Origin of the sequence: Clostridium sp. BNL1100 (assembly GCF_000244875.1) — a bacterium.
Lineage (GTDB): Bacteria > Bacillota > Clostridia > Acetivibrionales > DSM-1351 > Ruminiclostridium.
Genome location: NC_016791.1, coordinates 2,771,524 through 2,784,405, shown reverse-complemented (window position 1 = coordinate 2,784,405; position 12,882 = coordinate 2,771,524). Strand labels below are relative to the sequence as shown.

Below are 12,882 nucleotides of genomic sequence, written 5' to 3'. Positions count from 1 at the left end.
AGATTTTTATGAACAATATTTTTGCTGATAGAATAGAATTACAAGTGGATTTTTCTAATACAGACCTGTATAATACAAGCAGAGGTGCTATTTTTAAGGATGAGGACATTAATTTATTTAACTATGCAATTGAGAATGGAATAATAACCATTGAAAAATATATGCTTGCCAAGGATATTCATAGTGATATTTTATTAGATATAGTAGACAGTAAAGAAAAAATAATTTACTTTTTAATAGCTAAAATGAAGAATTACCCTCAAGAAAATGAGCACGTGATAGCACCATTTATTTATTTACTTAATAAGATTAACCCAGATTTTGTAGCAAATTATAAAATTACATCTGAACCGATGATAGCCGATGATATACAAGTTGGATATCAGTTCGAAAAGTCAAATGCCTTCTCCAGAATATATATCAAAAGTGCTAATATGGTGTTTAATTCAACAAACGATAGCATTGAAAATTTAATTGATACTCTTTGTCTTAATGATATAAATATATACATTATAGATGTAGAAAAACAATATAGTAAAAGTCAAGATATAGTTGCCTATAGGTTAATCCCACAGCCCAAATTAAAAGAAATACGAGAAAAGATTCAGGATGAATTCCGCATGAAGATAATTGACATTTAGAAGTAACAGCGTAAAACCCATAATAAGAATCAAGTATTTCACTCAACGCCTTCCCAAAACGGAGGGCGTTTTGTTTTACATTCCTATAAATATATTACAATCTAAAATTTCCAAATTGGTTCCAGCAACCGTCAATAAGATGTAAATCCTTCCACTATTATTTATTAACTGATATAAGAAACATAAGTATAAGAAAATTTGGATGTTCAAGTTATGTGTACATCCATAAGGATTTTAGCTTAAATAGTCTATGAAATTTAAAATAACATAGCATTAATTATAAAATAAATTTATTGAATAAAGTGCTATCGAAATCACTTAAATTTTACTATTTAAAAAATTTTTTAACCTATTACTGTAAGCCATTACAGGGAATAACCAGTAAAAAGTGAAAATAATTAACAATGTAATATTTTAACAAAGGCTGGTTAATGCACGAATACTGATTCTTCCAATATATACAAATTGATTGTTAATAAAAATATAAATTTAGACATGAAAGTATTGATATTACTGGGGTTGACGGTTTTAAAACTATCCTGTATACTTGCTTATATTCTAAAACGTTGGGGGTATTTATATGGACGCAAGTATAAAAAATTATTTTGACTCTACATGTAGAATTATTATTGACGAATTTAATTTTATTTTAAAAGGATTATCTTTAGAAGAAAAGCAGGATTATGCAAATAATAAATTTTGTGAAGCAGATTTAGCTTATAGATTAGGTTCACCTTTTAGACAAATGGCTCGTTATCCAATGCATGGAACTAAAAGTAAAGACATAATTGTTGACTACAATGAATTTGAAGTGGAAGTAAAATATTGGAGAAATTGGGAGGTTGGGTCTGGAAAACAGAAAATAAATTGGGAACCTTCATTTCCAAACGCTATATTTTGGCTATGTGATGAAATTGACAAAGGATATAAAGGGAAAAGAGCTTTTATCGCTGGGTGGAGTACTGTATTTGGGTGGAATGATTTATTACGTCTTGGTTCAACCTCTGGTAAAAACCCAAAAGTAAATATGGATAGATTACATATGATTCCATTTTTAAATTGTACAGATGGATATTTTCAGACAGTAAAAACCCAATATAACTTACGTGAAAGTATATATAGAATAATGGGAAGAAATTCAATAATAAACTGGTCACTTTATGGAAATGAGAATGATGATTTTAATATGTGCATTTTCTGGTAAATAAGTTACTTGTCATAAAATAAAGACTCCTAAATTGGAGTCTTTATTTTATGTATCACATTCAGGAATATATTCCATTATATCTCCAGGCTGACATCCAATGATTTCGCATACTTTTGTAATAGTCCGGGTATCAATATTCCCTTCATCTTTTTGCAATTTATCCACAATAGAAGGACTAATCCCATTTTTTCTTAGATAATACATGTTTAAGCCTTTTGATTTAAGCAGCATTTCAAGTTTTTTGAATGATATTGGCATTGGTTTTTATCACCTCTTTCTATAATAGTATATCACATGATGCGTACTAAACATAGTACAAAATAAACAAAAGTCCGTACTAAATATAGTACAAAATCACTATTGATGATACGTACTAAAGATAGTACAATTTAACCATGATAGTTGCTAATGAAACTTTAAATAACGAAAGGGGTTAAATGTTATGATAAGATTAAATATTCAGAATGTAAATGTAAGTGAATCACTGAGAGAGGTTACTAACCTATTTACAAAACAAGGATTTACAAAAACGGGTAACAGCCATCTAAAATTCTCATGTTACAACGATTTTAGACCAGATGAAATTGAGGAACTTGTATTCATGTTTACATTCCCGGATGCTTGGGGAAAATTGCTTGAAACAATTGAAGAACAAAAATTAACACTGGGAAAAAACGATTTAAGTGTATCATGGGTCATAATGAAATTTGTATTTAAAATGCACAAAATTCATCATTTCGGTTGGCTTGATAGAAGCAGAGTTGAAATACCTGATAATAAAAAGAATATATCAGAAATTGATTTAAAGCCTCGTATAAAATCATACATAACTAAACTCCAAACACAATTCCCTGATAAAGATGTTGAAGGTCTATTTGTTAATATTTATAACCAGACTCACCAAAAAAACAATATCTTTAGGCAGGAGCAAGTTCTTACATATTTAGTTGAAAATGACTTGACACTTGGAAATAAGGACTGGAATGATTTTTATGCAGCCGTTCACGAATGGAGAGGTGGTATGTATATTAATCCTAGAAATTATTCGTATTTCGTTACTGACACCTTCGGCAATTACGGTGGAAAGCTATATATGATTCAAAAAGACTTAAAACCTAGCAACGGCTGGGAGTGGGTGTATCATGTAAGTAACGATAATTGGCATAGTAATAAACAAATGGCAGAATCACAATGCCGTATGTTAAAAGCATTAAGAGATATAGCAGGATTAAGCAAAGAATTAGATTGGCAGGTCATAAGAGCAAATCAATATGACATGATAAATAAAGAGCCTTCGATGGATATAGAATTATCTGACTGTAATTGTTATACCTACAAAGATTCCTTATTCATAAGAAAAGATATTCCTGTTGGTTACATGAGTAAGCATCGTCAAGCAGTAAAAGCTGTTATCACGGCTATATGATATTAAGGAATAGTTTCTACAAGATGCTAGAAAATTACAATTAAATAAGAGGGGCGGTTTTAACTGCTCCTCTTGAGTAAGGGTAAAGAAAAGCACTCTGAGTGGGTGCTTGATATTATTAATCATCTTCTTCAGTAATATAGTCATCTTCCTTGACATCTTCAGCATCTTTATATTTTTCAACATATTTACTAAATAACTCAGCTATTTCGTTTAAAAGAACTTCTTTTTCTTTAATCGGAACTTTTTTAAGTGCATAAAATGGGATTCCATTAAGAGCAACCATGAAGCTTAAATCAAAATGCATATTATTATTGAATCTCTTAATATTTTGGAAAACGTATTCCTTATTGCTAGCGTTTTCAAAAATAAACTTAAAGCCTTTTTGAATATCTTTAAGCATTTTAATATATTCATTATCATTTATTAAAACATTGTATTCTCTAACTTTATAATTTTCGCCACCATCACTATTTGGGTTTTCATTAGTACTTTCAGAATCTTTGCTTAATAAATCTTCAATATATTTTTCTGCTTCATCATTTGAAATGGAAAGTAAATATGCAAATAGTACTACTAAGTCCTTTGATAAAACAGTGTTAAGTTTACCGTTCTCTAATAAAGAAACCCATCCACTAGATTTCCCAATATCTGTAGCTAATTTTGCACTCTTGAGTCCTTTTTCTTTTCGTAATTCTGCTACACGATTACTTATAGATGTTGTCAAGGTTATTTTGTGTTTTAACATTTCAATACCACTCCATAATATTTATTATATTACTAATATACAGAATACTTGAATGTTTGTCAATTTAAATAAGTAAAAATGTGTAATTTCAATTTAAAACTACAAACGTCATAAAACAGTGGTTTTATTATGAATTTCAATATAGACAAAAATATTTTTGAAATTATTGAAATTTATATTGTAATTTTGAAATAATGATGATATTATAGAATCAGATAAGAAATTATTGCCATTAATAACAAGAATTATTCATTTTAGGTAATAAAAATTTCGTTAATGAACAGGAGGAGATTCACAACAATGAATTATATAAGAAGTCCATCACAGAAAAGTACATAAAAGAAAAAAGCCACACATAGATGATCAGACCAATGTGAGGCTTCGAAAGAACATTAGAAATTATTTTGTTACAGAGATTATACCCGAAAGTGGGTAAGTATACAAGGATAAATTGTGAGGTTGGCTTACCAGTGAACAGCCAGAGAGGATTCATGAATGAGAAATATTAATTATTTAATGGTTAAGAACTACTTAAATCAAAATGGTGCATGTGATACAAATGGAGTATATCAAATTACAATTAAGGCTAGTAATGGCAGAAGTTACTTATTATTTGTTACTACAGATGATAAGGAACAAGATATCAAAATTCTGAATGAAGGAAACTCTAAAGTATGTAAGTATGCTGATAATTATAATCAGAATAATACTACGGAATTAGATAGCGAATTTGTAGCAGATGAAAAAACTTTGAATCACTTATATCTTGAACTAATTGAGCAAGCTGATTCACACAATATGGATTTACATATTGAATTGATAAAGTCTCTCAATAGCTTAACTGATGTATTAAGTAATATGAATGTTTTTGGGCAGACAGGTGGATTTCAAAATAACAATATGGTTTACCCAAATGACAACTATATGTTGGAAAGAGCAATAAGCAATGTTACAAATGCACTTGAGAAGGTTTCTGAAGTACTTTCAAAATAAAAGTAAATATATGGGTGGGGGGTAGGTTCATCCTGCCCCTACAAATAATAAAACATGTGATAGGCTTTAGATTTAAGCCAGGATAGGAGAAAAATATAATGAAAACTATGATAAACGGAAGAAACACAACCACTATTGATACTTGTAAGGGATACAGACTACTATGGAGCTTAACCATAAAGAATAACAATCAAAAGGTAGTTACTCAGGATGTATTTCAGTCTATAGAATCAGCTAAAGATGCTGTGTATTCTGTGGTGAGAGATATATCGGCAGAATATGAAAATGTTAAGCACGGTACCTTAATGTTATTAGATGAATCTCAGATACAAGAAGATGGAATTGAATATGTTGCTCACATAGAAGGTCGATTTTCTGGTGGAAGTTTCTACATAAGGATTATTACCTGTGATAATGAACCTGATGCAGAAACAATCACAGCAAGAGAAATTCAGGGTAGGTTTATGGAGTTGGTTGTTGATGGACTAGGAGAATTCAAATTTCTATTCAAAGAAAATACCTCCGAGGATAAGTCACAGGGGAAATATTATATGGAGGTACTGTGGAACCCAATAGGGTATGGTCTTATTGACTTTATTGTCGGACAATATGTTGATGATATTGACTCTGAGATGATAAATATTAAAGAAGATATGAGCTACTATATTGATGGAGCAAGAATATCCTGTATTTGCAGAATTGAATCAGGGCATGATGACGAGGGGGTATATGAGGATATCCTTAAAAACTTCTTTGGTGAAGAGTGTGAACCAGATGAGGATAATATGGAATGGAAGCTTGCAGATACTAACGAAAGAACAAAGAAAATTTCTGAATTACTTAATACTAAATATACAAAATGCCCTAACTGTGGAAGTGAAGTACATTTAATATCCTCTGTTGTAGGTGAAAATGACGGTTGGTATGTTGAATGTATTGAATGTGAATGGGCACAAACATGTAAAGAAGAATAGTAGATAGAATTTTAGCCAGTAAGTGGGATTTGTGTATTTTTAAATGCAGTATTATTTCTTTAAAAATAGACAGTCCCCTAATTACTAGCTAGTAAAACAAAGTACATGCCGGAATAATTTATGCCGGAGCCGGAATGAAGAAATATAATTTGAATGGAGGAGATTAATGAAAGAAAAAGTAAGTGACAAAATCACTATAAAAGATATTCAGCAATGGAAGAGTGAAATTATAACAATCAAAGCCCCTACTGGTGCAGGAAAGTCATACTTTGTAAAACATACTTTGTATAATTTTGCAAAGACTAATAATAAAAAAATTCTATTTTTAATCCATAGAATAAATTGTGTTAATCAGTTTCAGATGGAAATCAAACAGGCAGAGAAAACAGATGTAATTGACATCATGACATACCAAAAGTTAGAGATTTTAAGCCAGACATATAAAAAGTATTTTGATTTTAGTGAATATCAATACATAGTTTGCGACGAATTTCATTATTTTATGGGAGATGCAGCCTTCTCTAAGACAACTGATATAAGTTTAAATATGATATTATCTCAAACACAGTGTTGTAGGATTTTTATGAGTGCAACAGGTGACGATATGAAAACTTATATTAATAATGTAAAGAAGATACTAACAATAGATTATGAATTAGAAATAAATTTCGACTTTATAAAAAATTTGACATTCTTTAATAAGGACGAATCTATGGAAAAATTTATTGAAGAAGCAATTTCAAGAAAGGATAAGGGTATATTCTTTATTCAATCAGCTAAAAAGGCATACGAACTTTATTTAAAATATAAAGAACATTGCCTATTTAATTGTAGTAAGAGAAACGGAAGTCATTACAAATATGTAGACCAAGATAAAATTGACTCAATGCTTAAAAATGAGAAATTTGGAGAACTCATTTTAATAACAACTACATGTTTGGATGCCGGAGTAAATATCATTGACAGTAATTTAAAACACATAGTTATAGATGTGGATGACATTGGCTCTCTAATTCAATGCATAGGCAGGAAGCGTATCCAATCAGATGATGATAAGCTGTACTTGTATATCAAAACTGTTACAAATAAGCAATTAGGTGGCAAAATGACTCAGCTCAAAAATAAAATCAAAATGGCTGACTATTTAAGAACTCATACAGTAAAAGAATACATTCAAGAATTTGGAAGAACTATTGATTTTAGTAATATTGTATATGATGATATAGTATCAGAGGACGATAAGGGAACTAAAAAAATTAATGAACTGATGTACTTTAAGTGTAAATTTGATTTAGCAGAAATATCAATAATGCTTGATACATACAAAGACTATGGCTATTGTAAATTGTTAGCTAGAGAATTAGGATTCTATGATTTCGATGAAGGAAGATATTCTTATAGACTTATTGATGAAGATTATAAAAATGATGAAATAGAAAGACTTCTTGATAAATATAAAGGTAAGGCTCTATGGAAAAAAGACCAAGAAACAATTATTAATAGTATAGGTTTAAAAGATAAGAGGGGTCGTATCCAAAGAAGTCATACTCAACTAAACACATACTTTGATAGTAATAATCTTCAATTCAAAATTATTCCCAAGCAAGATAGACGTAAAATAAAAAACGGTAAGAAGAATAGGAATTTTAACAAGACCTATTGGATAATTAGTAAAAATACTAATAAAGTATCTTGTAATAGTTGATTTTATCGGGTTCTATAGTTTTTATAAGTGCTAAAAATGTGGAGTAAGCTCTTTATATAGCTTTATCCATAAATTTAACACTGTAAAATGTCTCAGAGCAATTGATATGAATATATTACAAGAGAATTACAGAGTAATATTTTATAATTATAATTAATCAAAACCTTGGGGCTAAATATTTGCTTTCCCTACGGGCTACCCCTGCAAATATTTTTAGCTCGCCCCAAACCCCAGCATATATAAATTACTTTAATAAATAAAAAAATTAATAAAAAAATTATATTTCCCCCGGCGGGGGATAGATTGAGCAAACTTGTTTGCGAAATCCTAGGGGGAGAAAGCCGTCTGCAAGACTATAGTTTATTAAAAGATAAACCACCCCTAGGGTATCGGAAAAGAAAACCGCTTTTCAGCTACCTTTCCCCTATCAAGGGGAGAAATATAATTTTTTTGACTAGGAGGAAATGAGATATGTTAAATAAACAATTCAAAATGTACAGTGTCGATACAAGAGTATTTTATACATCAAAGGAACAGAGGATTAATAAAACCTTAAGCGATTTAAAGAAAATAAAGTATGGTATTATGAATTTTACCTTATATGAGATAGTTAATAAGGATAATATGAAAATGAAGTATACACGCTGGCAAGATGTTATTAAATTAAAATCATATGACAAAAAGAGATTCAATCAATTTATAAACAAAAATAAGCATCTAAGAAATGCTTCTATGTATAAGAATGCTCTTAAAAATAATATATTTTATCAGGAGATTGAAACGAAAATCAAGAAGGCTGAGAAGGATTTAATCACTATTATTAACAAGATAAAGAACAATAATAGAGTTCTGACAAAAGAGTTAACTGATTATAATACGATATCAGTCTTTGAAGGTTCACTTAGTAGGATTCTGGAACTTGGTAAGAATAACTTAACAGATAAAGTTGTCGTTATAAAAATAGTGGATGGACATGAGCAAAGCATTATGAAATCTATTATAGATAATGGATTCATTTGGAATCGAGAACGCTACATAACGCTGACTTCTAGTGCTGGACAAATCAGAAAACATAAGATACTTTTTATCAAAGAGTCTATTTGGAATCAGTATAAAGGTAAAATTCAGTGTGGTCTTGATATTAAGGATATGAATGAATCTGAATATAACGGTTGCAATATAAACAAAATGTTAAGTTACTTGGCATTACAACTTTCAGCGACTGACGTATGGGAATCATTTGATATTGATAGATGTATTGTTTGTGATGATCTTGAGACTGTTGTAAAAGGTACAGTTGATTATATCAGTAAAGATTTAGAAGTTACTCCTAATGTAAAAAATAAAGAAATACTTATAAATCAGATTGATGGCTGCGGAATGATTAGTTCGGAATTATCAGATAAAAACTTCATGGTTAGGCTGCCATGGGTGAAGGGTCTTCTTGGTGTATGGAATATAAAACGCTGGTGCAAGAGTGAAAATGGTGGGAATTATATGGTAAAGGACATTTTTGGTTCTGAATTCGATGTATTAAAGGACAATATTCAAATAATTTTCAGCAAAAGCCAATTCAAAATGTGGAAATATTATAAAGCAATAGCCGAAAAATATAATGCTGAAAATGGAACAGCTTTAACAGGATGGGATATGTACAAAAAACTGTTCAAAAAGTATGGATGCGAAGCTAGTAAATGTAATGTTGAAGAAAATATTAAGACTCGTAAAGATAAATATTACTATAAGAAGGCAACTTATGGTTATCAGATGCTACAGACAATAACGGATATCACTGATACTGAACTACAAGAGCTGACTCAACCAACAGTGGATTTAATAACAAAAGCTCATACGAAAATTGATGCTATGCTTCAAGTTCTTGGGTATGACGAGGATTCAAATCTAGCAATGTGTGTTGAGAAATATCCTTCAATAATGCGTGACAGTTGGGTTAAGGAGAGACTGGAAAGCAAACTTACGAGCATAAGAAAGTCAACAAAGGTAGCAAAATTAAGAATTGATGGGACATATACATTCGTTGTACCAGATTTATATGCATATTGTGAGTTTATATTTAAAGGTAAAAAGAATCCCAAAGGTATACTTGGAGCTAAAGAAGTACATTGTAGAATGTTTCCTCAAAAAGAAATATTGCTTAATAGGTCACCTAGTCTATATAAAGAGCATTGGATAACTAACAATAGACAGCGAAAGGAACATAGAGACTGGTTTACTACTAATGCAGTATATGTAAATATTCACGATTTGGCAAGTAAGGTTTTGATGTATGACTGTGACGGAGACAAGCTACTGGTTATCGGACAAAACAACCTCATTACAATAGCAAAGCGAAATATGCAAGGAATTAATCCGCTTTTTTATGAAATGGGTGTTGCGGGAAGCCAAGTGATAAATAATGAAAACATATATAAGAGTCTAACGTATGCTTATAAGGTTGGGAATGTTGGAAAGTACAGTAATAAAATGACACAAATATGGAATGAGTATCCTGAAGCTGACGTTGAAACAAAAAAAGTATTGCTTAAAAAAGCAAAAATCCTAACGGCTCTTAATAATTTCGCAATTGATAGCGCCAAGTCCCTCGATTTTGTAAAAATAAATAAAAGTATGAAAACATTTTTAAAGTCAAAAAAAGAAATGCCATATTTCTTCAAGTTTGCAAAAGATTATGATGGTGGTAAATGTTTAGGAAGGGGAAATGGTACAGTAGATAGGATTGCTAAAATTATCGAAGGTATTCCATATACCAACTTCAATTTTGATAATATATCCAGATTCAATTACCGCAAGCTGATGAAAAATAGCAAAATTGAAATTGATAGTAAAGTAATAGAAATTTATGAGAAATATGTTAACCTTCAGCAGCAAGCGTATAAAAATAATTCTTATCAAATTCAGGAACTTGATGAACGTGAAGTGGCAAGATTATCTAAACAGAGTTTGCTTGTAGATTTTGCCAAAGAAGTAACGGCTCTTGGAATAGAAGTATATTTTGCAGTTGATGTTATTATAAAATATGTATTCACCAAAAAGTCTGAGAATGGTAAAAGTTTCTTATTTGATATTTTGGGTGGCTATGTATATGATAATCTTTGCGAAAATATTAAGAGTAACTTAACAGGTAAGGTTAGAAAGACTGATAACCTAAGTCAATGCTCTAGCTGTGGGGAAGGGTTTGAAAAAACAAGTAATAGGCAGAAACTATGTCCGAGATGTGCAAAAGAAAAGATTCGTGAAAGTGATAGATTAAGAAAAAAGAAAATATCTTAATTCCATATTTAGAAAATGTAAAATTATCCATTAATATCAATGCTTATAGCGGATTTTGAAGATAAAAACATGCCCCAGAAACTCTTAAAAACCTTGATATTACTGCATTGTAGCTAATTTGATAAAGTTGAGTATAAGGAAGTAGGAGAAGTGTGAAGACATTTCGATTGGACTACAATAGAGGGTGTTGCTTATGGCAGCACCTTTCTTATATATTATTTTTTTGAAAAGGGTTATTTCTTCCTCAAACAATTATAGCATTACAGATTTAATTTGTAAAGAAAAAGTTTTCGACAAAAAACTTAATTTCACTTCAATTTGCCCCGTTCCCTGACTGAGGAACGGACGTATAGGATATTTACGGTATTACAAAGTGCCGTTTAAATATACTCCTCCTATTTTTATTATTGGCTAGGCTACCTTAGTTTTGGGGTAGCTACTGGACTGTTTTAAAAGGGAAAAAATTGTGCGTTTTGAGAGGTACAGAAATGTGTCTCTCCTTTTCGGAGATATAGAGAATTAACGGATTCTCTGTATCTCTCAAAGGACACAAAAGTGTACCGTTATACACTATAAATAATATTCAGGTCGCAACTTGATAGCGAGAAAAGGATGGTAAAATTATGAGTAAGCAATTGAAAGCAGTACACAGTCAGGAAGTTTTAGGAAAAGAGTTTGTTGTATACGGAGATATTCAAAATCCATTATTTTTAGCAAAGGATGTTGCTACATGGATAGAACATAGTGATTTATCTCGTATGGTCGATTTAGTTGATGATGAAGAAAAGCTAAAACGTACATTATACGTATCAGGTCAAAATCGTGAAGTATGGCTACTTACAGAGGACGGTTTGTATGAAGTCTTAATGCAAAGTAGAAAACCCATTGCAAAGTCATTTAAAAAAGAAGTGAAGAAAATATTAAAGGAAATTAGAATTAATGGCGGTTATATAAATCCTAATGCATCATTGGAGCAAGTATCTAATATGGTCGAAGCTTATACATTTAAGCAGATCACTAAACAAATTAAGGAATGTGATATATTGAAACTTAAAGAAGTAGTTTTGAATATATTAGATGTTAATAGTGATTTAGGTAAAAAACAGAGAGATTTGTACCATAAAAAAATGAATGCTAAAGAGTATAAGCAGCATTTAAGAGAGCATGTCAGAAAAGCAATCCTTGAGCGTGAATACCCAAAAGACTATATGAGTGCAATTGAAACAGCTATAAGACTTGAATTACTTGATGAGTTAGATAAGAACATTATAATTACAGAACGTAAAAGTAGCGGTCAAAAACTTGGTTATGCAAATAAAAGATTAATAGAACAGGTACATTAAAAGTATCTGTTCCTATTTTACGTGGAGGTGAGGTTTAATTATATACATATACGGCATATATAGGTTAATTGATGATGTTTTATTGTACCTAGGCGTTTCATCACGTGGCGTTGAAACCAGAAAAGTAGAGCATATAAAACAATTATTAAAAGGCAACCATAGTAATAAGACATTACAAAATCTTTATGACGAATGTAATGGTGAAGTTGAAGTAAGGTTAATTAAGTCATTGAAAACTGAAAATACTCTTCTAAAATTCTTTTATGAAGCACTTTATAATTCTATGATGAATCCAGTTGCAAATAAGTGCATTATTTCGCAAGGAAGAAACAGAGTTATATTGCAAAGAACAGATAAAGCAATTGCAGGAGAGCTGATTAAGGTTATTGATGATTTAGTATAACTTACCAAAGCATATAAATTATCTTACAACTTATGTTAATTGGAATATTAACTGAGTATATTTAATTATAACGACAACTTTATAAAAGGGGAAGTTATCAGCGGTCAGGGTAGCTTGCCTTTTTATATTGTACAAGAAGAATTTGTTAAAT

Annotated in this window: 11 protein-coding genes; 9 read left to right on the top strand and 2 right to left on the bottom strand. The window is 30.4% G+C overall.

From position 1 onward, the window contains the following. Nucleotides 1-8 precede the first annotated feature (8 nt). A complete protein-coding gene (locus CLO1100_RS11835) occupies nucleotides 9-641 on the top strand; it encodes a hypothetical protein (RefSeq protein ID WP_014313987.1) in 633 nt (210 codons plus the stop codon). A gap of 580 nt (nucleotides 642-1,221) precedes the next feature. Beyond that, complete coding sequence (locus CLO1100_RS11830) at nucleotides 1,222-1,845, top strand: hypothetical protein (RefSeq protein WP_014313986.1); 624 nt, start codon at nucleotides 1,222-1,224, stop codon at nucleotides 1,843-1,845. Between the two features lie 48 nt (nucleotides 1,846-1,893). On the opposite strand, the gene CLO1100_RS11825 is transcribed toward CLO1100_RS11830, so the two are convergent. Further along, complete coding sequence (locus CLO1100_RS11825) at nucleotides 1,894-2,106, bottom strand: helix-turn-helix transcriptional regulator (protein WP_014313985.1); 213 nt, start codon at nucleotides 2,104-2,106, stop codon at nucleotides 1,894-1,896. Between the two features lie 184 nt (nucleotides 2,107-2,290). On the opposite strand from CLO1100_RS11825, the gene CLO1100_RS11820 reads away from it, so the two are divergent. Further along, nucleotides 2,291-3,274 (top strand): hypothetical protein, encoded by a 984-nt coding sequence (locus CLO1100_RS11820; RefSeq protein WP_014313984.1) that lies wholly within the window; start codon nucleotides 2,291-2,293, stop codon nucleotides 3,272-3,274. Nucleotides 3,275-3,392: 118 nt separating this feature from the next. Here the strand turns inward: CLO1100_RS11820 and CLO1100_RS11815 are convergent, their stop codons facing one another. Further along, a complete protein-coding gene (locus tag CLO1100_RS11815) occupies nucleotides 3,393-4,022 on the bottom strand; it encodes a helix-turn-helix transcriptional regulator (protein ID WP_014313983.1) in 630 nt (209 codons plus the stop codon). A 495-nt stretch (nucleotides 4,023-4,517) separates the two neighbouring features. Between CLO1100_RS11815 and CLO1100_RS11810 the strand changes: the two genes are divergently transcribed. The 6 genes from CLO1100_RS11810 (at nucleotide 4,518) to CLO1100_RS11785 (ending at nucleotide 12,731) form a co-directional block, all read left to right on the top strand. Beyond that, nucleotides 4,518-5,015: a hypothetical protein gene (locus CLO1100_RS11810; RefSeq protein ID WP_041700232.1), complete on the top strand. Its 498-nt coding sequence runs from the start codon at nucleotides 4,518-4,520 to the stop codon at nucleotides 5,013-5,015. Between the two features lie 98 nt (nucleotides 5,016-5,113). Continuing rightward, nucleotides 5,114-5,989 carry a hypothetical protein gene (locus tag CLO1100_RS11805; protein ID WP_014313982.1) on the top strand — a complete coding sequence of 292 codons (876 nt, stop codon included), beginning with the start codon at nucleotides 5,114-5,116 and terminating at the stop codon, nucleotides 5,987-5,989. Between the two features lie 166 nt (nucleotides 5,990-6,155). After that, nucleotides 6,156-7,694 (top strand): DEAD/DEAH box helicase family protein, encoded by a 1,539-nt coding sequence (locus CLO1100_RS11800; protein WP_014313981.1) that lies wholly within the window; start codon nucleotides 6,156-6,158, stop codon nucleotides 7,692-7,694. Between the two features lie 471 nt (nucleotides 7,695-8,165). Next, on the top strand, nucleotides 8,166-10,985 hold the full coding sequence (locus tag CLO1100_RS11795; RefSeq protein WP_014313980.1) for a hypothetical protein: 2,820 nt from the start codon (nucleotides 8,166-8,168) through the stop codon (nucleotides 10,983-10,985). A gap of 623 nt (nucleotides 10,986-11,608) precedes the next feature. Continuing rightward, nucleotides 11,609-12,328 (top strand): Bro-N domain-containing protein, encoded by a 720-nt coding sequence (locus CLO1100_RS20270; protein ID WP_014313979.1) that lies wholly within the window; start codon nucleotides 11,609-11,611, stop codon nucleotides 12,326-12,328. Between the two features lie 82 nt (nucleotides 12,329-12,410). Next, nucleotides 12,411-12,731 (top strand): hypothetical protein, encoded by a 321-nt coding sequence (locus tag CLO1100_RS11785; protein WP_014313978.1) that lies wholly within the window; start codon nucleotides 12,411-12,413, stop codon nucleotides 12,729-12,731. The last annotated feature ends 151 nt before the right edge of the window (nucleotides 12,732-12,882 follow it).

Coding starts and splice junctions, on each gene's coding strand:
- CLO1100_RS11830 (WP_014313986.1), top strand. CDS start 1,222: ATGGACGCAAGTATAAAAAATTATTTTGACTCTACATGTAGAATTATT.
- CLO1100_RS11820 (WP_014313984.1), top strand. CDS start 2,291: ATGATAAGATTAAATATTCAGAATGTAAATGTAAGTGAATCACTGAGA.
- CLO1100_RS11800 (WP_014313981.1), top strand. CDS start 6,156: ATGAAAGAAAAAGTAAGTGACAAAATCACTATAAAAGATATTCAGCAA.
- CLO1100_RS11805 (WP_014313982.1), top strand. CDS start 5,114: ATGAAAACTATGATAAACGGAAGAAACACAACCACTATTGATACTTGT.
- CLO1100_RS11815 (WP_014313983.1), bottom strand. CDS start 4,022: ATGTTAAAACACAAAATAACCTTGACAACATCTATAAGTAATCGTGTA.
- CLO1100_RS11795 (WP_014313980.1), top strand. CDS start 8,166: ATGTTAAATAAACAATTCAAAATGTACAGTGTCGATACAAGAGTATTT.
- CLO1100_RS20270 (WP_014313979.1), top strand. CDS start 11,609: ATGAGTAAGCAATTGAAAGCAGTACACAGTCAGGAAGTTTTAGGAAAA.
- CLO1100_RS11810 (WP_041700232.1), top strand. CDS start 4,518: ATGAGAAATATTAATTATTTAATGGTTAAGAACTACTTAAATCAAAAT.
- CLO1100_RS11835 (WP_014313987.1), top strand. CDS start 9: ATGAACAATATTTTTGCTGATAGAATAGAATTACAAGTGGATTTTTCT.
- CLO1100_RS11825 (WP_014313985.1), bottom strand. CDS start 2,106: ATGCCAATATCATTCAAAAAACTTGAAATGCTGCTTAAATCAAAAGGC.